Source organism: Methanonatronarchaeum sp. AMET-Sl (assembly GCF_029854155.1).
Classification (GTDB): domain Archaea; phylum Halobacteriota; class Methanonatronarchaeia; order Methanonatronarchaeales; family Methanonatronarchaeaceae; genus Methanonatronarchaeum.
Genome location: NZ_CP122958.1, coordinates 670,702 through 695,298, shown reverse-complemented (window position 1 = coordinate 695,298; position 24,597 = coordinate 670,702). Strand labels below are relative to the sequence as shown.

Here is a 24,597-nt window from a genome sequence, read left to right as displayed (position 1 = left end):
TGATAAGTTCCCCAAAAAAACACCTATAAACCCCGAAGATCTATGGTTTCTAAAGAAACTTGATTTGTTTCAGGGATTTGTTTTTAGGGATGTAAACATATCTCTGTTTACAGTAGATTTATGTGAGGGTTTTTTATGATTTTTGAGATTAAAAGACAGTTTATTCATGTTGTTTTGGGTTTATTGATGGTTTTATCTTTGTATATAGGTTTTTTTGAGTTTTTCGGGGAATTAACTAAACTAGATTTTTTAGGAGCTGATGCCGGTGGCATACTATTTTTCTTGTTGGTTGGGTTGGCCATATCTATTGGCTTAAAATATACAAAGATACCGTTTTTCAGCCGTCTGGTAAAGAGGTTTGAACGCCCGGAAGCAAAGCAGGTTTTTCCTGGTAGGGGAGCTATACTGGGTTTATTCGGGGCATTCCTAGTTGTTGTCTTGTTTCCATGGGATGTTGCTCTGGCCTCAATAATGGTTTTAGCTTTCGGTGACTCAATTTCACATGTTTACGGCCGGTGTTACGGGAAAATAAAACATCCATTCAGTAAGGATAAAATGGTTGATGGAAACCTCGTTGGAGGAATATTTGGTGGTTTAGGAGCAATGGTGTTCGTAGCTCCATTACCCGCATTACTTGGTGCCTTAATAGCTATGTTTCTTGAAGGAGTTGATGCAATAAAAATAAACGACAATGTATTTGTACCGGTAATCGCAGGCCTAATAATCTATTTAACATTGATTCTATAGTCGGGTTATGGTTTCTGTAGGATTATTTCAAACCTTGCTCCACCCAGTTTGGAGTTTTTTAGTTTGATTTCACCATTATAGGCTTCTGCGATTTTTTTGGCTAGATGTAGGCCGAGACCGGTTCCTTTGTTTTTTCCTTTTTTGTAGCCTTTTTTGAATACTTTAGGTTTTTGTTCATCCGGTATTCCCTCTCCATCGTCTTGGATTATTATCTTTGTTTTTTGTTCTTGGTTCTTTGTTTTTACTTCTATTTTTTTACATTCTGCGTGTCGGATTGCATTGGTGATTATGTTGTCTAATATTTCTTTGAGTAGTTTGCCTGCAAGGGCTTTTGTTGGTTCTTCATAGGATCTATTTTTTATTTCTATGTCTTGTTTCTGTGCTTGGTTTCTGTTCTCTTGTACCGATTCCTTGATTATTTTGTTTACATCGATTGGTTTAGGTTCTTCTTCAGAGATCTCTTTAAGTGTTCTAACTTTCTCTATTATCCTTCTTTGTTCTTTAGAGGCTTTCTCTATTTTTTCAAGAAGTTCACGATCTTCTTTAGGTATCTTTGGTTTATTGATTAACTGTATATATCCCTGTATTATCTGGCATTTATTGGATATATCATGTCTAAGTAATCTATGTAAGAATCTTTCTCTTTTTTGTTTTGTTTTTTGTTCAGTGATATCTTTGGCAAAAGCCAATTCATATTCCGTGCCTTCATGTTCAAGATAGTGACTTGTTACCTGAACTGGATATTGCTCTCCGTTTTTTATTTCGTGTATAGATTCAAATGTCATAGATCCCTTTTTTTTAAGCGATATCCAGTTTTTCTCTCCATTTTTTGGGGAACTCTGGATCAACATCCCAAACATACATCTCTTTAAGTTCCTTTGGACTATACCCTAATTTATCACGAACCACATTGTTTGCATAGATGAATTTTCCTTCAGGATTCATCCAATAGATTTCTATAGCTGCTTGGTCCACAGAATACTTTATAAGCCGGTGTCTTTTAGCCAGTTCCCTTATGTTAGAAAGATCCTTCAAATGTTCAACAACAAACTCAACCTCATTTTCTTCATTGAGTATAGGTGTTGCTACAACCTCCAGATGCCGGTCAATCTCCGGTATATACTTCTTCACCACCTCTTTACTCTTACTCTGAATCGATTTCTCCACCGGACATTCAGGACACAAAGATTGTCTACCAAGTATTTTATAACATTTCTCTCCAATCGCTTCGTTATAACTGACATCTATTTGTTTCAGGCCTTTTTTATTTATTTTAATTGTTTCATGGTTAGGGAGTTGGAACCAAACTATATCGGTTATCCCATCCAACATACCTTCTAACATCCAGGTCTTTTCTTTAAGCTCTCTCTGCCTCGACAAATCATCGGTTACATCAACCCCCGCGTTCAAACTAGCTATAGCCTTGCCTTCTTCATCTTCAATCGTTGAGTTCCGCCAAGAAATAACTCGTTCCTCCCCATCTCGAGTTATTATAGGTGATTTTATATTGAAGTCTTTTTCACCTGTTTTTAGAAAACTAAGGTGTTTTTCACGAGCTATTTCCTGAAGATATTGAGGAATGAAGTTCTCTATCCAATTTAAGCCAATTAACTCTTTTTTTGAATAACCTAATACCTCACATGCCTTTTGGTTAGCTTGAACAACCTCTCCCTCTAAGTCAATTACAACCATTATGACTTGAGCGGTTTCAAAATATTTCTCAGCCCGTTTCTTCTCAAGCTCTAAACGTTTCTCCATAAACCTTTCCTTAGTAGTTGATGTGATTGTATGAGCAAGCTCCATGAACTGAGTTTTAGGGTCTCCTCCTTTCTGCAGATATCGGTCCGCCCCCAAGTTAAGGGCATCCATAGCAACCTCCTCACGACCCTTACCAGTAAACATAATAAATGGAATATCCGAGTTAAATTCATTGCGAACCCGATTTAACAACTCCAAACCATCTATATCAGGCATCTGATAATCCGAAACCAAACAATCATAATCACCGAAAACATCTAAAGCCTTATATCCACTACAGACACTATCAACCTCAAGTCGTTCATCCTCACGCTCCAAATACGTCTGAGTTAAACTAAGAAAAGATCGATCATCATCAACAACCAAGACCTCTATACCGTTATCCAAAATCATCAAACACCTAATTCTAGATATACAAAAAAAGATTTAAATAATAACCGATTGGATACCAAAAAGACAACTAAAAATAAAACTACTAAAAATAAAACTAAGAATACAACTAAAAAATTAGCTAAAGAAATTGTGGGTTGGTTGAGAATTAGGTTTTTTTGAATTAATTAATTAATTATTGGTTTGTTGTGGTTTTTGTTGGTATTTGGTTCCCCACCCGTATGGGGTGGGGGGTGTACCAATCTTTTTTGATTTTTTTATAGTCTGTCGGAAGCTAGTTTGATGTCTTCTGCTTTCACTGTCTTTCGGTTTGCGTGTTCTGCGAGTTTTACTGCTTCTTTGGATACTTCTACTCCGTGTTTCTCGAGGACTTCTGCTAATGCTTCTCTTGCCTCTTCACTTACTCTTTCTGCTCCCCCATTCCTAATAATCCTATCAACTGGTGCTAATGGTAGTTCAGTCATAATTTTACCTCTATATTTGATTTAACAGGACATAGATAAATAATTTTCGTTTTATGATGGGGTTTATTCTTCTTATTCAATAATACTGGGTAATTGGTATATTTTTCGTGTTTAGAAACCTGAAATCAAATTTCTAGAAAACACTACCTCCTTTCATTAAATGGTTTTTCATTCATCCATCACCCCCTATAGATAGTGTAGTTAGTTGGTTAGGGTTGGTTTTTGGTATGTATTTAATGGGTTTTGGGATGTATTTTTTGTTTGATGTCTAGGGTTTTTGTTGTAGATACCTCTGTGTTTATTGTTGGAGACCTACCGGAGGGTGATGTTATCACAATCAAGGAGGTTGTTGAGGAAGTGAGAGATAAGGTCTCGAGATATAATTTAGGTAGGATGTACTCCATTAGTGATGTGGTGAAAAAAGATATTGATTATGTAGAGCAGGTATCTAAGGAAACAGGGGATTTTGGACGGCTTTCAAAAACCGATATTAAGTTGGTTGGGTTGGCGCATAGGCTAAAGCGAGAAGGAAATAAACCCGTAATGGTATCAGATGACTATTCAATTCAAAACATAGCTAAGAAACTTGATATACCTTATAGAGGGGTGCAACAAAAAGAAATCGATGAAGAGGTTGTTTGGGGATTAAGATGCATTGGCTGTAAACGTCAATATAGCTCTAAAACATATGTTGACTGTCCAGTCTGCGGATCAGATTTAGAGGAAAGGATATTAAGGCGAAAAGATATTGTTGATGACTAGGAAATATTGATGCAGTATGAGTCTTGAGGAACTTGTAGATAAGGCCCGGAAACTGAAAGAAAAAGGCTTGAAAACCGGAAGTATCGCTGACGAACTTAATGTATCTAAAAAAACCGCAAAATGGTTAATAAACCGAGGGGCAATGGATGAAAAAACAACAGCTCCAAAAGACTTCTTTATAGAATGGGATGAAATCGGAAAAAGCTCAAAACGCCTCCGATCAATCTCAATCGCCATGTGCGACCTAATAAATGAAATAGTAGATGAAGAAGAAGTTGAAGTAATAGTCGGAATAGCGGTAAGCGGAATACCCCTAGCCTACCCAATAGCAGAACACTACGACGCAGAAATAGCCGTAATACTACCAAGAAAACAAAGATGGGAACCAGGAGACAAAGACTCCAAACATAAAAAAGGAGTAATAAGCCCCAACTTCTCCGACCCAAGCGGTAAAAAATGCATAATAATCGACGACATAATAACAACCGGAACAACAATGAGAGAAACAATAAACTCACTAGAAGCAAGTGGAGCCGACCCAAAAGCAGCAGCAATACTACTAGACAAAAAAGGAATACGAAACATAAACGGAGTCCCCGTAAGATCACTACTCAGAGTCGGAAGAGTAGACTAAGAGATGATAAAAATGAAAGCAATAGCAATAGTCGGAAACTCCAACTCAGGAAAAACAACCCTAATAAAAAAACTAACCAAAAAACTACCCGGAAAAATAGGAGTCATCAAACACCTACACCAATTCGACACACCAAACAAAGACACACAAAAACTCAGCGAAAACGCAGAAAAAGTAATCGCCGCAACCAACAACAAACTCTACACAATCACCCACACCCAAAACCCACTAAAAAACAGCCTAAACCAACTAAAAGACATGGACATAGTACTAATAGAAGGATACAAACAATCAAACCTCCCAAAAATAGTCATAGGACAAAAAACAGCCAAAAAATGCAAAAAACCAATACTCCTAACACTAAACAAAAAAGAAAACAACATCCAAAAAACAATAAACGCAATCAAAAACGCACCAGAACACCCAACCAAACCAAACCTAACAGACCTCATAAACCAAATAAAAAACCACCCAGACTTCAACAAAGCCGGAGCAATCGGATCATTCACAGGAGTCGTAAGAGGCATAAACAACAACACAAAAGTAAAAAAACTATACTTCGAAAAATACGAAGGCGCATTCCAAAAAACAATCAAAGAAATCGAACAACAACTAAAAAACAGAGAAGGAATAATAGACGCCCGAATACACCACCAAGACGGAGAAATAAACGTAGGACAAGACATAGTCTACGTAGTAGCCGCAGCAACACACAGACAACAACTATTCAAAGCAGTCGAAGACGGAATAAACCTCATAAAACAAAAAGCCCCAATCTGGAAAAAAGAAATCACAATAGAAGGCGAAACCTGGGTACACAACAAAAAACAAAAAAAATAAAAAAAAGTTAGGAGAAAAAACCTCCCAAACTAAACCAAACTACTCCAACAACACGCCAATTATAGTTCAGTTACCGAAGAAGTCATCACACTGATCGTACCACCAGAAGGCTCATCAACTAAACGAACCTCAATCTCACTAACACCATCATCGTTCCAACTATTTCCATTGTTATCTTTGAAATCGCTTGCTTCGAAAGTCATGCTAATTCTTTCTCCTGTCGACCATTCATTGTCTACATCCCAATCACTAATTGTTGTCGTGTTTGTTTGGCTTGTGTTATCTAGGTTTGTTATTATTACTTGCGTGTCCTGGGCGTCAAGTGAGCTTCCTGATTGATGTAATAACGTTACATTAAGCTCTTCATCTCCATCCCATGTTGCTTCTTCGATTGTTGTTGATGCTTGTGGTGTTGGTTCTGGTATTGTGACGACTCCGAATACGAATGCTGCTACTATTGCTGCTAGTAGTACTACTATGGCGACCATTAGTATGACGCCTATGACGGGGCTGACTCCGTCTTCTTTCTTCATGTCAGCTTTTATTTTATTTAAATCCATTTTATTACCTCTTTTTTAAGGGTTTTTTGTTTATCTATACGAATGTTTATTGATTAAGTCCCTATAAATCGTTAATCTGAAGTGGTTCTTTGTATTTCCATTTAAGTACACTAGTTTTTTTATGTAAGGCTTGGTTTTTAAAGTTTCCGTAAAACAAGGTGTGTTCATATTTGTTTGTAAGTTATTTAGTTATTCTGGGTTTTATTTTGGTTTTTAGCTGTTTTTATTTGGTTGGTGTATTTTTTTTGTTAGGGTTGTTGGTTTATTTAGTTTGATGAACTATTTTTTATTGTAGTGGTTTTTAGGGTGTTTTTATGAGTGATGTTAGAGAGGTTGAGGTTGAGGTTGGTGGTATGAGTTGTAGTTCGTGTGCTGAGGGTATTGAGCGTTCGCTGTCGGAGGTTGGTGGTGTTTTAGAGGCTGAAGTTAACTTGATGTCGGAGTCTGCTTATATTAAGTTTAATCAAGATAAGGTTGATTTAAGGGATTTGTTGGATGTGATTGAGAGTGGTGGTTATGAGGTGGTTGGGTATCAAGGGGTTGGTGGTGTTAGTAGTGTTCGTTTGGGTATTGAGGGGATGACTTGTAGTTCATGTGCTCAGAAGATTGAGCGTGAACTTAATAAGCTTGAAGGTGTTTCTAACGCCAGTGTCAACCTAGCTGCTGAGACCGCTGTTATCGAGTATAATCAAGAAGTTATTTCTGAAAAAGATTTTGTTGAAACAATTAGAAAAACTGGGTATCAAGTAAGCAGGGAAGGCGGTAAGTTCACCTACGATGTCCAAAACAGCTGGAAGAAAATGGTTATCGCTTGGGCATTCACCATACCAATAATGGTCTGGATGGTTCCAGAGATGTTTTATGGAATCGCATGGCCCACCACACAGATCTATAACGCTGGAGTTATCATTCTAACCTTACCAGTATTGTTATATGCTGGCTACCAGACTAATATTCAGGCTTTAAAGAGTATAGGTAACTTGAATCCTAATATGGATTTTTTAATAGCTATGGGTTCTTATGCAGCCTTTATTACTGGTCCCTTAATTTTTTTAGGAGCCACAGTCCTTAATTTCACTCCAATAGCGAGTATGATAATGGCTTTTCATCTAACCGGTAGGTGGGTTGAAGCTAAAGCTAAAGGACGTGCTTCCGAAGCAATCCGTGGATTAATGGAGCTAGAGCCAGAAACTGCAAACCTAATAACCAGTGATGGGGAAGAAGAGGTGTCTGTGAGCCAAGTGGAGGTTGGTGATAGGGTTGCCGTTAGGCCTGGTGATAAAATACCTGTTGATGGTGTTGTTGTTGAGGGAGAGGGATCTGTTGATGAATCGATGGCTACCGGTGAATCAATGCCCGTAACAAAAAAACCAGGAGACGAAGTCATCGGCTCCACAGTCAACCAAGACGGCTATCTGGAGATAGAGGCAACCAAGGTAGGGGAAGACACATTCCTCTCACAAGTAATAGAAATGGTTAAAGAAGCCCAATCCAAGAAAGTACCAATACAAGAATTCGCCGACAAAATAACCCGATATTTCGTACCAGCCGTACTATTACTGGCAACAATAACCTTCTTCGTTTGGCTGTTAGCCCCACAACAAGCAATGTTCATAGCCGAACCACTAGACCAATACCTATTCTGGGTTGACACAACCATGTCACCCATTATGTTAGCACTCTACGCAGCCATCGCAACCCTCGTAATCGCCTGCCCATGCGCCCTAGGACTAGCAACACCAACCGCCCTTATCGTGGGAAGCGGAAAAGGAGCAGAAAACGGAGTCCTAATCCGAAAAGGAGAAGCAATACAAACACTCAAAGACGTAGACACAATACTATTCGACAAAACCGGAACCCTAACAGAAGGAAAAATGTCAGTAACCGACATCAAACCAACAAAACAAAACACAAAAAAAGAAATCTTGAAATATGCAGCAATAGCAGAAAAACGTTCAGAACACACAATAGCAAGAGCAATCCTAGAGAAAGCTAGAGACAAAGACATAGAGATACTAGAACCCGATGACTTCCAGTCAATACAAGGAAAAGGCGTTATCGCAACAAAAAACAACCAGAAAATCATCGTCGGAAACAGAACACTAATAAAAGAACAGATAGATAAACAGCCACAAGAAATAGAAAAAACACTCAAAAAACTCGAAAACCAAGGAAAAACAGGCATAATAACCGCAATAGACAACGAAATAATTGGAGTAATAGCAATCTACGACAAACTCAAACCAGACGCCCCAAAAACACTCCAAAAACTAAAAAATAAAGGCTACAAACTAAAAATGATAACAGGAGACAATCAACGAACAGCACAAGCAATTGCCAAACAAGCAGGAATAAACCAAATACACGCAGAAGTAATGCCAGACGAAAAAAAACACGAAATCCAGAAACTACAAAAACAAACAAAAAATAAAATCGCAATGGTAGGAGACGGAATAAACGACGCCCCAGCACTAGCACAAGCCGACATCGGAATAGCAATCGGAACCGGAACAGACATAGCAATAGAAGCAGGAGACATAGTTCTAATAAAAGGCCAACTAGAAGGGGTCGAAAAAGCAATCACACTATCACAAAAAACATTCCAAAAAATCAGACAAAACCTCTGGTGGGCCCTCACCTACAACACAACAATGATACCAATAGCAATGATCGGAATACTACACCCAGTATTCGCACCAGCAGCAATGGCCGCAAGCTCAGCATCAGTCATACTAAACTCAAACACACTAAAAAACACAAAAATCTAATTAAAACCACATAAAATTATAAGTCAATTATAAGTTAACTTTTCATCATTATGAGGTTTTTATTCTTTTTTAAAAAAAATCATTAATATCTTCAATATAACTTGAATCCGTTTAAACTGAATATCCGATTCACCAAAATCATCCTCGCAATCAAAAACTCGATCAAGCCCATTCTCCTCACCTTCTACCCAACCATCCTCAAATTTCTTCAATAACACTCGTCTCTTCAATACTTACCTTAATCCAATCTACTTGACCTTTATTAAACTTAATATCCTCTTCACCAAAATCATCCTCACGATCAAAAACTCGATCAAGCCCATTCTCCTCACCTTCTACCCAACCATCCTCAAATTCATCAAATTCATCAAATTCACTAACATCAAGAGAGGTAGTGTATATTTCATCATCGATTGCTACATCAACCTCAACTAAAGTATCTCCACTAAATGATTCATCTCTGTCATGCCATAAACCTATTATCTCAAATTTATCATTTGGTTCAAATTCTATTGATTCTATATTTAGCATCCAGTCTAGTGGTTCTGGTTTTTCTATGTCCTCCCATTCTGGGTCTCCTATAATTATATTATTGTAATTGGTGTGGCAGTCTGCACCATATGCTGTGGCTTCGATGAATATTACAGAATCTTCAATTTCTTCAGTGTCTACTGTGACTAATGTTTTTGCAATCCCTTTTTCATCAGTTTCTGTCCAATTATTATATATAGTAACATAGTCTTCTTTGTCATCATTCGGCTGTCCAGTAGGATCGTCATTTTGTATACTATGGATTTTGAAGTTTACTTGTTGTCCTGGTAGTGGGTTGTTGTATTGGTCTCTGACTTCGACTTGGATTGTTGTTGGTGGTGTGTGGTTGCGGTCGTGGTCGTAGGTCATTATGTATTCTGGGTCTGGAGATGTATCTTCGTTTATGGATAGTGCTGTGGTTTTGAAGTAGTAGGTGCCTTCTGTTAATGTTATGGTTACTTCTTGTTCTTGTTCGTTTATTGTTACGTTTGAGACTGTGTCTTTTTGTTCTAGTGTGTTGTTGTATGCTTGTGGTGTTTTTGTTTGTAGGGTTATTGTTATGTTTTCTTGTTCTGTTGATTCCATTGCTACTGTGTTGGGTGGTGCTGATTTTGGGTATATTCCTAGGGATTCTAGTGTGTATCCGCTTGATTCGTGGTCTCCTTTTAGGTTCATTATGTTGATTTTGTTGTCGCCGATGAGGTTTTGTTTGGTGATTTCTGGGTTTTCTTCGTATCCTATTATTAGGTTGGAGTGTTCTATGTGGATTGGTGGTGTTCCTTCTTGGTAGTTGTAGTTGGGTGTGTACATCAAGCCCTTATTATTATACTTTATTTCGGTTCCGTTCCATTTGCATTGGGCGTCTGATTGTTTGGCTATGGCGTTGTTTATTGTTATGTTTGTGTCGTAGGTTTGTATGGTTCCTGTTGCTGGTGGTGGGTTTATGAGTGGGCCTCTTTCTTGGTAGGTTGTTCCGAGTTTTATTTCTGCTGATTCTGTGTGGCCTTGGGCTGATACGCGTTCCATTACTCCAAATAGTTTTTTCATGTCGTCGTTTACTTCTAGGTAATGTTTGTATTCTGTTTCTTGGTTCCATTGGGGGACCATTCCTGATTGGATGAGGGAGAAAGCTATGACTATTATCGATATTATTAGTATGACGCCGATTATTTCGGCCTGTCCTTTTTCATCCAATAGGAATTTCATTTTTTTAACTATGGGTTTTTATTTATAGGTCTTGTTTTATTGGGTTGTGGTTAGATGTTTGTTTATTAGTTTAGCATTAGGAGGCTTAGGTTTAGTGCTGCTGCTATTGTGACCCATATTATGTAGGGGGTCATTAGTATTGCGGCTTTTTTGTCGATTTGGTAGAATGAGATTATTGTTAGGAGGATTGTTATCCATAGTATTGTTATGGTTATCATGCCGCCGGTGAGTGATTGTAGGCCGAAGAATATGGCGGACCATAGTATGTTGAATATGAATTGGATTATAAATAGTGTGACTGGGGTTCTTACATTTTGTTGGGTGCTTTTTTTCCATATTAGCCAGATTGCAATTCCCATTAGGGCGAAAAGTATGATCCAGATTATGCTTATTAGGCTTCCTGGTGGAGTTAGCTCTGGCTTGGTGAGTTCTTGGTACCATGGTTCTAAACCCATGGCTGTGAATACACTGCCTGAGATCCCGGTTAATTCGCATAATACTATTGCTGTAACTAATGATAGTATTGGATGTTTTTGAGGGAATTCCTTAATTTTCTGGATGTTATTAGGCATTTATATTAATATTCTATATGGCCTTTAATATGGTTTTTTACTATTAGAAACAGTTTAAACGGTTTTGTTATTTTAGTTTTCCCTGTAAATTAATCCAGGGTCAAGTCTCACGGTATTTTATTTTAACTCAGGGCTAAGTACCTCGCTTCTTTAGGGAGAGGAGGGTGTCACCTTTGTTATTATCTTTGTTATTTATAGAATTAGGTTTGGGTTAGTGGGGCCAACCCGATTCGAACGGGTGTCCATGCGTCCCAAACGCACGAGGATCGGCCAGGCTACCCTATGGCCCCTGTCTATTATTGGTAGTAGGGTTTTATACATTTAATATTTATGGATTTTTGTTATTCCATGAGGTGTTTTAGGGGGTTGGTTTGGCTATATTTTTATGGCTGATTGGATAATTTAGTTTCTATAAAGATTTTTTTAGTGGTGTTTTGGCGTTATAATGTTTTTTAGTGGTGTTTTTGTGTTTTAGAATAGTTTATATACTATTATTGCGTATATTAAGTTAATTAATATTGTTGTATATTTTAAATTAGGTTTAGGTTAGTATTGTTTGTCGAATATAATGGGGTTTTTTGGAGGTTGATTGTTATGAGTGAAAATGTTGAAACTAGTACTGGTTTGTCGCCGAATATTGCTGGAGCATTATGTTATTTATTTGGTTTCCTAACTGGAATTATTTTCTATTTTATTGAGAAGGATAATGATTTCGTTAGGTATCACGCTGTTCAGTCGATGGTTGTTTTCGGTGGTTTATTCGTAGTTTACGTGGTTTTAGGGGTCGTTGGTACAGCACTTACTATTGGTTTCCTAGGATCTATTATTGGTTTAATAGTCTGGTTATTCATGTTAGTGTTAGGATTGCTGACATTCGTGTTATGGCTATACTTAATGTATAAGGCCTTTAATGGAGAGAAAACACGACTACCAGTTGTATCAGATCTAACCGATAAATATTCTGGAAAAGAAATAGTCGCCTAACCCAGAGCCTAACCCAGAGCCTAACTCAGAGCTAAAAGTTGTTTAGTTAGCGATATGATATGGTTTTAGGACATATATGGTTTGTTCTAAAACTTTTCCTATCTTTTATTTTTTTTATTTGGTTAGAGGGTTTTTAATTTGCTTCAGGGTGGTTTTGGGTAAGTTCTATGTATGTTTGGGTGTATTTTTTTGTTTGATGTCTGGGGAGTTTGGTGGTTCTGGTACTGTTACTGGTTTGAGTGAGAATGTAGTTGGTGCTTTATCGTATTTGCTTTGGTTTTTTACTGGTTTTTTGTTTTATTTTATCGAGAAGGATAGTCGTTTTGTTCGTTTTCATGCGGTTCAGTCGATTGTTGTCTTTGGTGTGATTTTTGTTTTAGCTGTTATTTTGAATCTATTAGGTTTGGTTATTGCTTTACCTGTAATTGGTTGGTTTCTGGGTTTCTTAGTTACTTTAGCTCAGATGTTGTTGGGTTTAGTTTCGTTTGTTTTATGGATTTATTTGATGTACTCTGCGTTTATTGGTGAATGGACCAAAATCCCTTTCGTTACCAGTTGGGTTGAAAAACAAATATAACCCTAACGATAATTTAATTCTAAATTTAGTTTTGAAGAAATAACTTTAATCTATTTAGTATATATTTCTGAACCACCCTACCTTTAAGTGGTGGGTTTGTTTTGGGTGGGGTGGTGTTTTTCTTGTTTTTTGTGGTGGTTTGATTATGTTAGGATATTTTTGGGTTGGTTTGGTTTTTGTTTTGTTAGTCTGTTATTTTTATGTCGCCGAATGCTACTAATCCGTTTATTTCTAGTGTTTTTGGTTCTTTTTGTTCGATTCTTTTTTGTGTTCGCATTCTGTTGTCGTTTACGTCTCCGAGTATTGGGGTTAGGTTTATTTTGAGTTCCCATTCTTCTGGTATTTTTATGTCTGCGTCTCCGAATAAGACGAGGCTGTTGATTGTTGTGTATTTGTGTTTTGGTTTTGAGTCTCTGAGGTCGAGTTTGACTCCGCCGAAGATTGCTGTTAGGCTTCCTCCCATGAATTGTTTTGAGGTTATCATTGTTTCTACTCCTCCTAGCATTGCGAATAGGTCGATTATGTCTGTGTCTTCTGCTTTTGTTTTTGGTGATCTAAACCAGTTTAGTAGTATTGAGAGGCCTATTGCTACGAGTATTAGTGGCCACCAGTCTCTTATTAGGGTGGTTGTTAAGAGGCCTATTAGGTAGAGTTGGAGTAGTCCGAATACTAGTATTATTATGATGGGTCCGGATAGGTTTTGGAGTCTGCTTTTTATTATGATGTATATTCCGAAGAGCACGAACAAGGTTGGTATGTATTTGATTAGGTTGGTTGTATCGTAGATTCCTGTTGTCTGTAGAAGGAGTAGTGCGCCTAATAGTACTAGTATTAAAGCGAATACGGCTTGAAAAGATATGTTTTTCATTAAAATCCCTTTTTATAGATATCTAATTTATTTTTATTAGGTATTTAAGGGTTTTGAATCCTCTAGTATATCTTTATATTATATTAGGTGTTAATAGTTTATTCATCGTTTGTTGTGGTTTAATTATGAGTTGTGAGGTTGCTATTAGGACTGTTGGTTTGTCGAAGAGGTTTGGTGATCTCTGGGCTGTTAGGGATCTTGATTTAGAGGTTGATGTTGGTAGTGTGTATGGTTTTCTTGGGCCGAATGGTTCTGGTAAGACAACTACTATGAGGATGCTTACATCGCTAACCAAGCCTACTTCTGGTTCTGCGGAGATTATGGGTGTTGATATTGGGGATAGGGATAAGGTTGTTAGTAAGATTGGTTATCTGCCCGAACAACCGCCTTTGTTTGATGAGCTTACTGGTTTGGAGCAGTTGGGGTATATCTCTAAGTTGTATGGGTTGTCTAGTGATGTTGCTGGGGAGCGGATAGAGCGGTATCTTAAGCGGCTTGATATTTTTGAGGATGCTGGCCGTAAGGTTGGTAATTATTCTAAGGGTATGCGTCAGAAGGTTGGTGTTATTCAGGCTGTTTTGCATGAGCCTGAGGTGGTTTTTCTTGATGAACCTACTAGTGGGCTTGATCCTAGGTCTGCTAGGGTGGTTAAGGATTTGATTGATGAGTTGTCGAGTGATAGTACGGTTTTTCTTTCGACACATATTCTTTCGGTTGTTGATGAGCTTTCGGACACTGTTGGTGTTTTGAATAAGGGTCGGTTGGTTACTGAAGGCCGTCCTGATGATTTGAAGAGGCGGGTGGAGAGTGGTGAGGCTCAGAGTCTTGAAGAGGTGTTTTTGTCTGTAACTGCGGATCATAGGGAAGAGGTTGGGGGGGTCTGAAGGGATGGGGTTTTTTGGTTTTCTGGATGGAGTTACTGTAGGTAGGTTGGATGTTCGGAGGACTGTTAGTAAACATGTTGATGTTAAGCAGGTTTTTGGGGTTATTGTTTATTTATTGATGGTTGGTTTGGGTAGTGTTGGTGGGGGATATCTTGGTTATTTTGTTGGTAGTGAGTTGGTGGTGGTTGGTGATATAGGTGGTTTTTCTTTTGTTTCTATTGTTGGTGGTGTTATAGCGGTTTTATGGGTTTTTATTGTTTTAATTATAGTGTTTAGGGGTTTTGGTGAACGTGGAAGGCCTGAAGTTGCTTCTAAACTCATGCATATAGTTTCTGTTGAGAGTGTTGGTTGGGGTGTTTTGTTGTCAGAGATGGTTTATTTATTGATGTGGTTGTTTTTACCTGCGGTTGGGTTGGGGTTGGGTTTTGGTTTTGGTTTTGGTAGTTATCACTTTTTGGTTTTAGTTCCAGTTTTGGTTGTTTTGTTTTCTTTGAGTTCGGTTGCTGTTGGGTATCCTATTGGTTTGGGTTTAAAGTATTTCTTGACTAGGTTTAGGTTTTTAGTTAAGTACAAGACTCCTTTGATTGTTCTTGTTTTTGGTATTTATCTTGGTTTTTTGTTTATGGGTTGGGTTGATGATGTTGCTTTTGCGTTGTTTGAGGTTGTTCAAAACACCCCTCTTGTTTGGTATGGTGATTTTGTTTTGTTTGGTATGTCGGGGGTTGAAGTGGAGTTTTGGAGGGCTATGGCTGTTGTTTTGTTTTCTTTTTTAGCGTTTCCACTCGGTGTTTTGGTTACAGCTATGATTGGTTCTCGTTACTGGCTTTCTGACCCTGTTTCAATCATTGAGGAAAAGGATTTAAGTGGTCTGGAGCGTGAGTTGGAGAGTGTTTTAGAGCCAGGTGTTTTCACAAGGTTTTTTGGAAAGAAAATTGACACCTTGATCCATAATGTTCTTATTCAAACGGTTAGGAACCCGATTAAGGCTCTGTATTCTTTTTTCCCAGTTCTGTTTGTACCGATGTTGATGAGTTTTCCTGAATATCTACCGATAGCATCTTTGTTGTTGGTGGCGTGGAGTGTTGGTTCTTTGTTTTCACTTAATCTCCTTGGAGACCAGGGTGTTGTGTTACCCTCTTTGTTGATTAGTGGTGTTAAGGGCCGTGAGTTGGTATTAGCACATATTATACCTACGTTATTGATTGCGATTCCTTTAGGGATTGGTTTGGTTGTTTTAACTGGTGTTTCTGTTGGCACCGATTATATTGATGTTTTGGTTTTAGCGATAGCTACTCCAGTATTAATGGTTTTTGGGAGTTTAATGGCTGTCTGGCTTGGAACGGTTTTCCCAAGGTTTGAATCTATAAAGATTAGTAGTTCAACAAGGGTTATGCTTCCAAGCAAAATGGCTTATATAGGCTATACCTTTTATTTAGTTCTGTTTGTTTTTTCGGGAGCCCTGATATATAGTGTGGAGTTTAGAGAAGTTTTTTCTTTTTTAGTTTCATGGATACTTCCTTTTGGACTCTCTATTGGAGTTAAACCACTATATCTAACCTCTATAGTTGTTTTCGCTTTAATGGTTCTATTGCCTTTTTTGGTTTCTAAAAAAGCTATAAATAAAATAGATGGCTATAGTTTGTCTTGACCCTGAGGTTTATCTCTAATCTTTATTTCATAATTTTTATGTTGTAGGTATTTGGTGTCCTGTAGGTTTCAATTGTTTGAAGCGATTTGAATACCATTACCCTTGATATTGGAATCCAACATGATTTTGATTACTTAACTTTATAGGTTATTTTTATCTAAATCGTTTTTTATTTGATTCCTTGGTAACTAAAAAAAATAGATGATTGTGACATCTCCTCCCTCTCTCTGAAGATGAGTGGGTTTTAGCCCTTAATTAAGATAAAGAAAATTGAAGTCTTGGGTGATATCTTTCTCTCGAAGGGATGGGTTTTAGGTTATGGATTTGGATAAAATTAATTTTGGTGAGGGTGTTTTGAGTGTACACCCTCTTTGGTTTGTTATTCAACTATGACTTCTAGGTTTGGTGTTTGGAATACTATTTCACCGTTATCTACTAGTTGGAAGACTACTTCGGTTTCACCTTCTTCTTCACCTGTAATGTGGACGTGGTCTCCATGGTTATCTAGTGATACAACTCCTTCTTCAGCATGGTCCGCCATCGCTACCTCTAGTTCATAATCACCATCTTCACCCAACTCAACCGTGTTACCATCACCGTCTTCTATGTCAGCTCCAAGCGAAACATGATCGTTTACTTCAACTTCTAATGGATCACCATGCCAATGGTCCACATGTAAATCGATTATAACTTCATCAGCACTGCGGTCTATTAAATCAAATTCGTTAACAGACAATTCATAGTCATCCGGATTGTATTGTTCATCGTTGTGGTCATGTTGTTGGCTTACTTTGACTTCTAGGTTTGGTGTTTGGAATACTATTTCACCGTTATCTACTAGTTGGAAGACTACTTCGGTTTCACCTTCTTCTTCACCTGTAATGTGGACGTGGTCTCCATGGTTATCTAGTGATACAACTCCTTCTTCAGCATGGTCCGCCATCGCTACCTCTAGTTCATAATCACCATCTTCACCCAACTCAACCGTGTTACCATCACCGTCTTCTATGTCTGCTCCAAGCGAAACATGATCGTTTACTTCAACTTCTAATGGATCACCATGCCAATGGTCCACATGTAAATCGATTATAACTTCATCAGCACTGCGGTCTATTAAATCAAATTCGTTAACAGACAATTCATAGTCATCCGGACTGTAGTCGTTTATGCATCCGATCATCGCTGTTGATAGTAGTAGGACTATTGTTATGGCGAGTATGTGTTTTTTGTTCATTTTATCTTCCTGGTGTGGTTGTTACTAATATCTTGTTTTTATCGTGTTAGTAGCAGGTTTTTTTGTTTAGTAACACCACTCTTTAAATTAAATTTTAAATAATTCAACTTAAATTTAATGGTTTTCTGTGGTATACCTATCCAAAAACCCAAAAAAAACACAAAAAAAAGGTGAAATAAAAAAAATGAATAGATACTTAACTCGGTAGCGGTAATAAAATCAATTTCTCCAATAAAAAAAGGAGTTATTAGGCTAAAAAACAAGATATACAAGATATATTCACGAGAATAGAATTTAAGTGAATTTAATTACCTTTATTCTGATAAAAAAAACCATTTAAGGCTTTAGGTTCTGAGTTTCTGGATTTTTAAATACTGACATTAATTGTATAGCTGTAATGGCTGGGTTTTTTGTTTTTTAAGAATTTAGGCCTTAGGAACCGTTTCTTTTGGATAGGGGCGGGGTTGTTTCATAGGTTGATTATTATTTCGTTCTTTTTTTCTTTTATTTCGATGTTTGTGTTATGTTCTTCTAATATTGAGATAAGGGTTCTGGCGTGTTTTTTTTCGTCTCGGATTAATTCTTCAGTTTTTTTAGTTGTTTCTTGATCTATGGTTAGTTGCTGTACAAATTTGTAGAGGGATATTGCTTTGATTTCCTCTAACAATGCTTCCATTATTTTGGTGGTTGTTATCATTTCTTTGTTTTCGATGTCCAGGTTTTTTCTACTGGTTATTGATTTTAGTGTTTTTCGGTGTTTTTCTTCGTCTTCTATTATTTTGTTTATTCTTTCTGTTAGTTTTTGGTTTTGGTTTGTTTTGGTTATTTCTTTTAGTTCTTTGTATTTTTCTATGGAGTTGTGTTCTTCAGTTAGGGCGGTTTCATTCAGGATGTGGTGGATTAGTTTTTGTTTATCTATTTGTTTGGTCATTTATATTCCTCTTGGGGTTTATGGTTTTGTTTGAGGTGTTTTTCGAGTTTTTCTTTTGCTTGTTTTCTTTTTTCTTGGTGTGTTTTTAGGAATTGTTTGATGTGTTGGGCTGTTTCTTTTTTGCATTTTCCACAGAGTCTTTCGCCTTGTTGGCAGTTTTTGTAGGTTTCTTCGATTTGTTTGTCGTTTTTTATTAGGTGGAAGTATAGTAGTTCGTATATGGCGCATTTTTCTGGTTCTCCGCCTTGTTTTTTTTGTTGTTTGAGGGTTTCGCGTCCTCCTGTTTTGGCTTTCATTACTTTGTCTGCGGCTTCTTGTGGGTTGTCTGTTAGGGCTATGTAGCTGTCTTCTACGCTGCTGCTCATTTTGCCTCCTTTTAGGCCTGTCATGAATCTGTGGTATGTTGAGCTGGGTGGGTAGAATCCGTATCCGTTGTTTTGTATTTCGTGTTGTCTTGTTATTTCGGGTATTTCGGGGTTGTTTGTTTTGATTTCTATGTGTTCTTCATAGGTTTTTGTTTCTCCGTATTTGTTGAGTTTTTGTTTGAGTTGGTTGATTTGTTTTTGTGTTGCGTGTCTGCTTCTTATTTTGTAGTGGTTGTTTGTTTTTTCTGTGCTGAATAGTCTCATTCTTTTTGATACGTCTCTTACTAATCGGAGGTGGGGGTCTTGGTCTGTTCCTGCTGGTACTACGACTGGTTTTGGTCCTCCGAATTTTTGGGTTTGGGGGTATAGTATGTCTGCTGATTGGATTGGGGCTGCGTACATGTGTGCGAGGGTGGTTTGGTTGTTGAATCCGTATATTGATTTTAGTTCGCTGTAGTTCATTTTGTTTGAGGCTTCGAAGGCTAGGTTTCTTACTCCGTAGTCTTGGGATTGGTAGTATATGTATGCTTTTTCTGGGTCTAGTCCTAATGCTATTAGGCTGGTTAGGTAGTTTTTGCCTGATTTGTAGCTTTGTTTTAGTGGTAGGTCTCTGGCTGCACGGGCTTCCATGTCTGCTATTGCTGCGAATATCTGGCCTCCTTGTTGTTGGTACCAGATTAGTTGGTCCATTACCATTTTATGTCCGAAGTGGGGTTGTCCTGTTGGTACGAACCCGCTCATTGCTGCGAATGGTTTGTTTTGTTTTATTGCTTGGGTTATGTAGTTGAGGTCTCTGTGTCCGAAGACGATTTGTCTTTTGATTAGGTGGTGTGGGTTGGGTATTGTTTCTGGGTTTAGGTCTTGGATTCCGAATTCTTTTTTTAGTTTTCCGTAGTCATCTATTTTGTCAGATGTCCATGGATCGATTTGCAGTTTTAGGTCCTCCTGGTTTTTTTAGAGTTTTATTCTTTCTATTTCGATGTAGTTTATTTTTCGGTCTATTATTGCGAACAGTATTCTTTTTCTGACGTTTTGTGTTAGTCTTACTGTTCTTGATAGTTCTGGTGGATGGAGTTCTGTGTTGGGGGTTGTTGTGTGTACTAGGTATTTGGCGTGGGTTAGGTTTTGTGGGCCGTTGTATTCTGTGTAGAGTCTGTAGTCTGTTCCGAATTTGAATCCTGTTTTTGGTATTAGGCCTCTTTCTCTGAGGTCTCTGTATATTTTGTATTTTTTTGTGAATCGTTGGGGGTCGTCTGTTTTTGTTTTGATTTGTTTGTTGTTTGTTTTTAGTTGTAGGTGTCCTTTGTCTTTGAGGTATTGTGTTTCTGGTAGGGATAGTTGGTATATGTTTCCTGAGAATGGTTTTCCGTAGAACCAGTTTTTGTATAGTTTTTCTCCGTTTTCCCATATGAGTGTTCTTTCTTCTAGTAGTGTTCCTCTGGCTTTTGTTTGGTTTATTTTGTCGGCTGTTCCTTTTGGTTTGTGTTTTTTTGTTTGGTAGTATGTTATGTCGCCTTCTCCGTCTACTAATGCTATTAGGGGTGTTTTGCGTAGGTTTTCTGCTTTTTTTGTTCTTTTGTGTATCCAGTTTATGTTTATTTTGTCTTTTTCTGAGTATATGTGTACGAGGTATTTGAATTGGTGTTTGTCTGGTTTTTTTCCTCGGTTGTATAGGAATAGGTCGGCGGATTCTCCGCCTTGTTTCATGAATAGGCCTCTTTCTCTGAGGTCTCGGTATACTATGAATTTTAGTTCGAATCTCTCTGTGTTTTGGCTGGCTGTTTCGATTAGTTTTTCTTTGTTTAGTTTGAGTTTGTTCATTTCTGTTAGGTAGGCTGCTTCGATGTGGTTTAGTAGTAATCCGTTTTGGGTTTTGGTTCCGTAGTAGCTTTCTTGTAGGTCTTTGATTTTGTTTTGGTTTTTGATTTGTACTCCGTTTTCTTTTATTTCCGGCATGGTCACTGTGAATTGTTCTTTGTGAAGTATTATTTTAGGTGTTTGTGTTGGTTTTGTTTTGGTTTTGGTTGTTTTGTTTTTTGGTTATTTGGAATTTGCAGTGGTTGTGGCCTAGTCCGTAGCATTCTGTTTCTGTTATTTGGATGTTGTTTTGGGTTTTTGTGTTGATTATTCCTTCTATTATGCCTTCGTCTAGGGAGCATAGGGGTCTGCCTATTTCTGGCATGTCGCTGCAGTCGAAGCAGTCTTTTATTGTGATTGTGTTTTTTTGTATTTGTATTTGGCCGAGTTGGTGTTTTTGCCAGTATTTTTGGATTTCTTTGAGGAGGTCTTGTGTGTTGTTTGATTGGAATTTTGGTGCTAGTGCTTTGCCTATGTCTTGGCCCATTTGTTTTAGTGCTGGGTGTATGTCGATTCCGAGTGATTTTAGGCCGTATCTTATTGTGTGGAATAGTCCTTTGAGGAGTTGTTGGGTGTTTTCGGTGTTTTGGATGTTTTTTAGTATTTTTTTGTAGTTTTGGTCTGTTGGTTTGCTGGTTTTTCCGATTTGGTTTGTGTTTGTTTTGTAGATTTTTTTTCTTGCGTCTTCTGGGTGTTTTTGGGTTTTGATTAGGTTGAGTTTTTGTAGGTCTTGTAGGTGTACTGAGGTTGTTGATTTTGATTTGTTGATTTTTTTGGTTATTTGGCTGCCGGTCATTGGTTTGTTTTGGAGTATTTTTAGTATGTGGTTTTTTGTGGGGCTTTTTATTGGTATTGCGCCTTTTGGGGTTGTGTATATGGTGGTTGGTTTTTCTTGCATTTTTTGTCTTGGTTTTTTTTAATTTTATTTAGTTTTATACTTTACGAATGTTCGTATGATTACGAAACGTTTATGTTTGTTTGATAACACAACAAAAACGAGGAAAACAAAATGGATAAATTCAGCAGCCACAACTCCATAAACCAAATGATGGAGAAAATCGAAAAAGACGAGATAACCAACCTAAAAGAAAGATTCGAATCCCAAGAACCAACCAGATGTAAATTCTGTGAAAAAGGAACCAGATGCAACATCTGCAGCAACGGGCCATGCAGAATAACAAGCCGATCAAAAAGAGGAGTCTGTGGAATAGACCAAGACGGAATGGTCATGAGAAACCTCGCCAAAATAAACACAATGGGAACAACCGCCTACACATACCACGCAAAAACAACAGCCAAAACCCTCAAATCCGCCGCAAAAGAAAACTCATTCTTCACAATAAAAGAACCCAAAAAACTAGAACAAACAGCACAAAAACTCGGAATAGACACCAACGGAACAACCAATGAAACAGCCATAAAACTAGCCAACTACATACTAAAAGAAATCAAAAGCGACAGCGAAAAACCACTAAACACACTCCAGAAATACGCACCACAAACAAGAATAGACAAATGGGAAGAACTCGGAATACTACCAGGAGGACCACTACAAGAAGTAATGGACCTCAACACAAGCGTCATGACAAACGTAGATGGAGACTACCAAAGCATAGCCCTAAAATCCCTTAAAATGGGACTATCAACAACCTACGGCTCACTAACACTACTAGAAACCGTGCAAGACATAATCCTAGGAACCGCAAAACCCCACCAAACAACAGTCGACCTAGGAATAATCGACCCAGAATACGTAAACATAGTTCCAAACGGCCACGAACCATTCATGGGAGCAGCATTAATAGAGATCGCCAGAAAAGAAGAAACACAACAAAAAGCCCGTGAAGCAGGAGCCAAAGGACTGCAGATAATAGGGTCAATAGAAACAGGACAAGAACTCATGCAGAGATACGAAACAGACAACGTATTCAAAGGAATAACCGGAAACTGGATCTCCTACGAATCAGTACTAGCAACAGGCGCAATAGACCTAGTCGCAGCAGACATGAACTGCACACTACCAACCAGCCAGATGTACGCAGAAAAATACAACTCCAAAATACTACCAGTAACAAAACTAGTCAACCTACCAGGAGTGGAAGACAGAATAAACTACAACCCCGACAAAGTCAGAGAACAAGCAAACGAAATAATCGATATGGCCATAGAAAACTACAAAGAAAGAAAAGACAACAAAGTAGAGATACCAAACAACAAACAAGAAATAACAACCGGTTTCTCACCAGAAGCAGTAATAAATGCATTAGGCGGAACACTCGACCCATTAATCGAAAACATAGCCAATGGAAACATAAAAGGAATAGTAGCACTCGTATCATGCACAACCCTAAAAAACGGTCCACAAGACCAAACAACAATCAACGTAACAAAAGAACTCATCTCCAAAGACATACTCGTATTAAGCGCAGGATGTGGAAACGCAGGACTACAAATAGCAGGACTAACAAGCCAACAAGCAATCAAAGAAGCAGGAGAAGGCCTCCAAACAGTATGCAACGCACTCGAAATACCACCAGTACTAAGCTTCGGAACATGCACAGACACCGGAAGACTCCTAAACCTAGTATCAACCATAGCAAACGAACTAGATGTAGACCCCACACAACTACCAGTAGCAGTAACAGCACCAGAATACATGGAACAAAAAGCAACCATAGCAGCAATAGCCGCAGTAGCATACGGATTATACACCCACGTCTCCCCAACACCCCCCATAACAGGAAGCGAAAACGTCGTCAAACTACTAACACAAGACATAGAACAACTAACAGGAGGAAAAATAGCAGTAGGCGACAACCCAACCGAAATAGCCAACGACATAGAAAACCACATAAACAAAAAAAGACAAGAACTAGGCCTATAACCCCCACCCAACCACCTAATCCCCCACCTTTTTTATTTACCTATTAAGCGAAAGAGATAATTATTTAAAAGAATAAATAAACTCGATGTTTTCAAACTTCAAGCTTAAAGCATCTATGATGGCGTCACTCGGAGCCATAATCGGAGCTACAACTCTAGCACTAGCGATCATATTGATGTTTGTAGACGCTCCAATCCTATTATCTATAGCACTAGTGGTACCATTCTTCCTACTACAATGGTTGTTTGCACCAACCATAGTTGAAAAAGCATATAAAGTAGAGGAAGCAGATCCACAAGAATATAGACAATACCATGAAACAGTTGAAAGAATCGCTAGACAATCCGGGATAGAAAAACCACACGTCATGATAGCTGACATGGACCTCCCCAACGCATTCGCATATGGAAACTTCCGCAGCGGAGATAAAGTAGCCATAACTACAGGATTAATGAAAAGGCTTGAATGGGATGAAGTCGAAGCGGTAATAGGCCACGAAATAGGCCACCTAAAACACAACGACTCAACATACATGATGGTGCTATCAATACTACCCGCACTCTTCCTAGTGTTAGGAAGAATGTTATTCTACTCATCAATATTCAACTCAAGAGGGGAAAGCAAACCAATAATATTAATCGCAATCGCATCAATGGTGTTCTACCTAATACTTCAAATCTGCATAATGTACTTCAGCAGACTCAGAGAATACTACGCAGACAGACATTCAGCAAACACAGTAAGAAACGGTGACCAAAAACTAGCCAGCGGCCTAATGAAAATAAGCAATGGAATCGATAGCATAAAAAAACAAGAATCACAGCGAAAAAGGTCTAGAACTGCAACAAGAAAAGGTACTTCAGCAATGATGGGTGGAGCAAGTCCACTAGCACTCTCAATGAAACCACTACTAATAGCAGACCCCGACGTTACAAGCGGTAGCCTCACAAATAGACATCAAATAAACGAATACGCCGAAAAAGACCTATCCCTAAAAGAAAAATTCTCAGAACTATTCTCAACACACCCAAACATAAAAAAAAGACTCAGAGCACTCGAACTATAACAAAACCACCCCTTTTTTTATACCAAACTACCTAAAAAAACAGTATTAATGCAAAACATTTTTTGTG

Annotated in this window: 24 protein-coding genes and 1 tRNA gene; 11 read left to right on the top strand and 14 right to left on the bottom strand. The window is 38.1% G+C overall.

Annotated elements, in window-relative coordinates; genetic code table 11:
• Window positions 1-135 precede the first annotated feature (135 nt).
• Entirely contained in the window at window positions 136-747 is a 612-nt protein-coding gene (locus QEN48_RS03425; protein WP_280109002.1) for a hypothetical protein, read from the top strand.
• A 5-nt stretch (window positions 748-752) separates the two neighbouring features.
• Here QEN48_RS03425 and QEN48_RS03420 read toward each other — a convergent pair whose 3' ends face one another.
• The 3 genes from QEN48_RS03420 to QEN48_RS03410 form a co-directional block, all read right to left on the bottom strand.
• On the bottom strand, window positions 753-1,532 hold the full coding sequence (locus QEN48_RS03420; RefSeq protein ID WP_280109001.1) for a HAMP domain-containing sensor histidine kinase: 780 nt from the start codon (window positions 1,530-1,532) through the stop codon (window positions 753-755).
• A gap of 13 nt (window positions 1,533-1,545) precedes the next feature.
• On the bottom strand, window positions 1,546-2,898 hold the full coding sequence (locus QEN48_RS03415) for a PAS domain S-box protein (protein ID WP_280109000.1): 1,353 nt from the start codon (window positions 2,896-2,898) through the stop codon (window positions 1,546-1,548).
• A 254-nt stretch (window positions 2,899-3,152) separates the two neighbouring features.
• Window positions 3,153-3,362 (bottom strand): histone family protein, encoded by a 210-nt coding sequence (locus QEN48_RS03410; protein WP_347985127.1) that lies wholly within the window; start codon window positions 3,360-3,362, stop codon window positions 3,153-3,155.
• Window positions 3,363-3,623: 261 nt separating this feature from the next.
• Here QEN48_RS03410 and QEN48_RS03405 point away from each other — a divergent pair, with 261 nt between their 5' ends.
• From QEN48_RS03405 to QEN48_RS03395, 3 genes are read left to right on the top strand one after another with little or no spacing between them, the layout of a single operon-like run.
• Window positions 3,624-4,121, top strand: coding sequence for a hypothetical protein (locus tag QEN48_RS03405; RefSeq protein WP_280108998.1), 498 nt, complete (start codon window positions 3,624-3,626; stop codon window positions 4,119-4,121).
• 16 nt (window positions 4,122-4,137) lie between these two features.
• Window positions 4,138-4,755, top strand: coding sequence for an orotate phosphoribosyltransferase-like protein (locus QEN48_RS03400; protein WP_280108997.1), 618 nt, complete (start codon window positions 4,138-4,140; stop codon window positions 4,753-4,755).
• 12 nt (window positions 4,756-4,767) lie between these two features.
• Window positions 4,768-5,595: a molybdopterin synthase gene (locus QEN48_RS03395; protein WP_280108996.1), complete on the top strand. Its 828-nt coding sequence runs from the start codon at window positions 4,768-4,770 to the stop codon at window positions 5,593-5,595.
• Window positions 5,596-5,654: 59 nt separating this feature from the next.
• On the opposite strand, the gene QEN48_RS03390 is transcribed toward QEN48_RS03395, so the two are convergent.
• Window positions 5,655-6,155 carry a type IV pilin N-terminal domain-containing protein gene (locus QEN48_RS03390; RefSeq protein ID WP_280108995.1) on the bottom strand — a complete coding sequence of 167 codons (501 nt, stop codon included), beginning with the start codon at window positions 6,153-6,155 and terminating at the stop codon, window positions 5,655-5,657.
• A 314-nt stretch (window positions 6,156-6,469) separates the two neighbouring features.
• Here QEN48_RS03390 and QEN48_RS03385 point away from each other — a divergent pair, with 314 nt between their 5' ends.
• A complete protein-coding gene (locus QEN48_RS03385; protein WP_280108994.1) occupies window positions 6,470-8,923 on the top strand; it encodes a heavy metal translocating P-type ATPase in 2,454 nt (817 codons plus the stop codon).
• 59 nt (window positions 8,924-8,982) lie between these two features.
• Here QEN48_RS03385 and QEN48_RS03380 read toward each other — a convergent pair whose 3' ends face one another.
• The 4 genes from QEN48_RS03380 to QEN48_RS03365 form a co-directional block, all read right to left on the bottom strand.
• Window positions 8,983-9,135, bottom strand: a complete 153-nt coding sequence (locus tag QEN48_RS03380) for a hypothetical protein (RefSeq protein ID WP_280108993.1) — start codon at window positions 9,133-9,135, stop codon at window positions 8,983-8,985.
• Complete coding sequence (locus tag QEN48_RS03375; protein WP_280108992.1) at window positions 9,122-10,660, bottom strand: Ig-like domain-containing protein; 1,539 nt, start codon at window positions 10,658-10,660, stop codon at window positions 9,122-9,124. The genes QEN48_RS03380 and QEN48_RS03375 overlap by 14 nt, the downstream gene beginning before the upstream one ends.
• Window positions 10,661-10,725: 65 nt before the next feature.
• The gene (locus tag QEN48_RS03370; RefSeq protein ID WP_280108991.1) at window positions 10,726-11,232 is read right to left on the bottom strand and encodes a tryptophan-rich sensory protein; all 507 of its coding nucleotides are present in this window, start codon (window positions 11,230-11,232) and stop codon (window positions 10,726-10,728) included.
• Window positions 11,233-11,447: 215 nt separating this feature from the next.
• Window positions 11,448-11,522 (bottom strand) — tRNA-Pro (locus tag QEN48_RS03365).
• Window positions 11,523-11,826: 304 nt separating this feature from the next.
• Here QEN48_RS03365 and QEN48_RS03360 point away from each other — a divergent pair.
• On the top strand, window positions 11,827-12,216 hold the full coding sequence (locus QEN48_RS03360) for a DUF4870 domain-containing protein (protein ID WP_280108990.1): 390 nt from the start codon (window positions 11,827-11,829) through the stop codon (window positions 12,214-12,216).
• 196 nt (window positions 12,217-12,412) lie between these two features.
• Window positions 12,413-12,793 carry a hypothetical protein gene (locus QEN48_RS03355; RefSeq protein WP_280108989.1) on the top strand — a complete coding sequence of 127 codons (381 nt, stop codon included), beginning with the start codon at window positions 12,413-12,415 and terminating at the stop codon, window positions 12,791-12,793.
• Window positions 12,794-12,977: 184 nt separating this feature from the next.
• On the opposite strand, the gene QEN48_RS03350 is transcribed toward QEN48_RS03355, so the two are convergent.
• Window positions 12,978-13,661 carry a DUF5668 domain-containing protein gene (locus QEN48_RS03350; RefSeq protein ID WP_280108988.1) on the bottom strand — a complete coding sequence of 228 codons (684 nt, stop codon included), beginning with the start codon at window positions 13,659-13,661 and terminating at the stop codon, window positions 12,978-12,980.
• 125 nt (window positions 13,662-13,786) lie between these two features.
• On the opposite strand from QEN48_RS03350, the gene QEN48_RS03345 reads away from it, so the two are divergent.
• Window positions 13,787-14,545, top strand: coding sequence for an ABC transporter ATP-binding protein (locus tag QEN48_RS03345; RefSeq protein ID WP_280108987.1), 759 nt, complete (start codon window positions 13,787-13,789; stop codon window positions 14,543-14,545).
• A gap of 4 nt (window positions 14,546-14,549) precedes the next feature.
• Window positions 14,550-16,193 carry a hypothetical protein gene (locus QEN48_RS03340; protein WP_280108986.1) on the top strand — a complete coding sequence of 548 codons (1,644 nt, stop codon included), beginning with the start codon at window positions 14,550-14,552 and terminating at the stop codon, window positions 16,191-16,193.
• Between the two features lie 379 nt (window positions 16,194-16,572).
• On the opposite strand, the gene QEN48_RS03335 is transcribed toward QEN48_RS03340, so the two are convergent.
• The 5 genes from QEN48_RS03335 to QEN48_RS03315 form a co-directional block, all read right to left on the bottom strand.
• Window positions 16,573-17,427 carry a hypothetical protein gene (locus QEN48_RS03335; RefSeq protein ID WP_280108985.1) on the bottom strand — a complete coding sequence of 285 codons (855 nt, stop codon included), beginning with the start codon at window positions 17,425-17,427 and terminating at the stop codon, window positions 16,573-16,575.
• A gap of 469 nt (window positions 17,428-17,896) precedes the next feature.
• On the bottom strand, window positions 17,897-18,358 hold the full coding sequence (locus tag QEN48_RS03330) for a ferritin family protein (protein WP_280108984.1): 462 nt from the start codon (window positions 18,356-18,358) through the stop codon (window positions 17,897-17,899).
• Window positions 18,355-19,650 (bottom strand): tryptophan--tRNA ligase, encoded by a 1,296-nt coding sequence (locus tag QEN48_RS03325; protein ID WP_280109094.1) that lies wholly within the window; start codon window positions 19,648-19,650, stop codon window positions 18,355-18,357. Before QEN48_RS03325 ends, QEN48_RS03330 begins: the two co-directional genes overlap by 4 nt.
• Before the next feature lie 27 nt (window positions 19,651-19,677).
• Window positions 19,678-20,679 carry a tRNA-intron lyase gene (gene endA / locus QEN48_RS03320; protein WP_280108983.1) on the bottom strand — a complete coding sequence of 334 codons (1,002 nt, stop codon included), beginning with the start codon at window positions 20,677-20,679 and terminating at the stop codon, window positions 19,678-19,680.
• Between the two features lie 34 nt (window positions 20,680-20,713).
• Entirely contained in the window at window positions 20,714-21,478 is a 765-nt protein-coding gene (locus QEN48_RS03315; RefSeq protein ID WP_280108982.1) for a V4R domain-containing protein, read from the bottom strand.
• 111 nt (window positions 21,479-21,589) lie between these two features.
• Here QEN48_RS03315 and cooS point away from each other — a divergent pair, with 111 nt between their 5' ends.
• Window positions 21,590-23,464: an anaerobic carbon-monoxide dehydrogenase catalytic subunit gene (cooS, locus tag QEN48_RS03310; protein WP_280108981.1), complete on the top strand. Its 1,875-nt coding sequence runs from the start codon at window positions 21,590-21,592 to the stop codon at window positions 23,462-23,464.
• A gap of 85 nt (window positions 23,465-23,549) precedes the next feature.
• Window positions 23,550-24,530 (top strand): zinc metalloprotease HtpX, encoded by a 981-nt coding sequence (locus QEN48_RS03305; protein WP_280108980.1) that lies wholly within the window; start codon window positions 23,550-23,552, stop codon window positions 24,528-24,530.
• The last annotated feature ends 67 nt before the right edge of the window (window positions 24,531-24,597 follow it).

Excerpts from the sequence above, each read along its gene's own strand:
- endA (WP_280108983.1), bottom strand. The coding sequence starts at position 20,679 with ATGCCGGAAATAAAAGAAAACGGAGTACAAATCAAAAACCAAAACAAA.
- QEN48_RS03385 (WP_280108994.1), top strand. The coding sequence starts at position 6,470 with ATGAGTGATGTTAGAGAGGTTGAGGTTGAGGTTGGTGGTATGAGTTGT.
- QEN48_RS03395 (WP_280108996.1), top strand. The coding sequence starts at position 4,768 with ATGAAAGCAATAGCAATAGTCGGAAACTCCAACTCAGGAAAAACAACC.
- QEN48_RS03400 (WP_280108997.1), top strand. The coding sequence starts at position 4,138 with ATGAGTCTTGAGGAACTTGTAGATAAGGCCCGGAAACTGAAAGAAAAA.
- QEN48_RS03370 (WP_280108991.1), bottom strand. The coding sequence starts at position 11,232 with ATGCCTAATAACATCCAGAAAATTAAGGAATTCCCTCAAAAACATCCA.
- QEN48_RS03330 (WP_280108984.1), bottom strand. The coding sequence starts at position 18,358 with ATGACCAAACAAATAGATAAACAAAAACTAATCCACCACATCCTGAAT.
- QEN48_RS03415 (WP_280109000.1), bottom strand. The coding sequence starts at position 2,898 with ATGATTTTGGATAACGGTATAGAGGTCTTGGTTGTTGATGATGATCGA.
- QEN48_RS03425 (WP_280109002.1), top strand. The coding sequence starts at position 136 with ATGATTTTTGAGATTAAAAGACAGTTTATTCATGTTGTTTTGGGTTTA.
- QEN48_RS03360 (WP_280108990.1), top strand. The coding sequence starts at position 11,827 with ATGAGTGAAAATGTTGAAACTAGTACTGGTTTGTCGCCGAATATTGCT.
- QEN48_RS03345 (WP_280108987.1), top strand. The coding sequence starts at position 13,787 with ATGAGTTGTGAGGTTGCTATTAGGACTGTTGGTTTGTCGAAGAGGTTT.
- QEN48_RS03350 (WP_280108988.1), bottom strand. The coding sequence starts at position 13,661 with ATGAAAAACATATCTTTTCAAGCCGTATTCGCTTTAATACTAGTACTA.
- QEN48_RS03305 (WP_280108980.1), top strand. The coding sequence starts at position 23,550 with ATGTTTTCAAACTTCAAGCTTAAAGCATCTATGATGGCGTCACTCGGA.
- cooS (WP_280108981.1), top strand. The coding sequence starts at position 21,590 with ATGGATAAATTCAGCAGCCACAACTCCATAAACCAAATGATGGAGAAA.
- QEN48_RS03405 (WP_280108998.1), top strand. The coding sequence starts at position 3,624 with ATGTCTAGGGTTTTTGTTGTAGATACCTCTGTGTTTATTGTTGGAGAC.
- QEN48_RS03390 (WP_280108995.1), bottom strand. The coding sequence starts at position 6,155 with ATGGATTTAAATAAAATAAAAGCTGACATGAAGAAAGAAGACGGAGTC.
- QEN48_RS03335 (WP_280108985.1), bottom strand. The coding sequence starts at position 17,427 with ATGAACAAAAAACACATACTCGCCATAACAATAGTCCTACTACTATCA.
- QEN48_RS03420 (WP_280109001.1), bottom strand. The coding sequence starts at position 1,532 with ATGACATTTGAATCTATACACGAAATAAAAAACGGAGAGCAATATCCA.
- QEN48_RS03375 (WP_280108992.1), bottom strand. The coding sequence starts at position 10,660 with ATGAAATTCCTATTGGATGAAAAAGGACAGGCCGAAATAATCGGCGTC.
- QEN48_RS03355 (WP_280108989.1), top strand. The coding sequence starts at position 12,413 with ATGTCTGGGGAGTTTGGTGGTTCTGGTACTGTTACTGGTTTGAGTGAG.
- QEN48_RS03340 (WP_280108986.1), top strand. The coding sequence starts at position 14,550 with ATGGGGTTTTTTGGTTTTCTGGATGGAGTTACTGTAGGTAGGTTGGAT.
- QEN48_RS03315 (WP_280108982.1), bottom strand. The coding sequence starts at position 21,478 with ATGCAAGAAAAACCAACCACCATATACACAACCCCAAAAGGCGCAATA.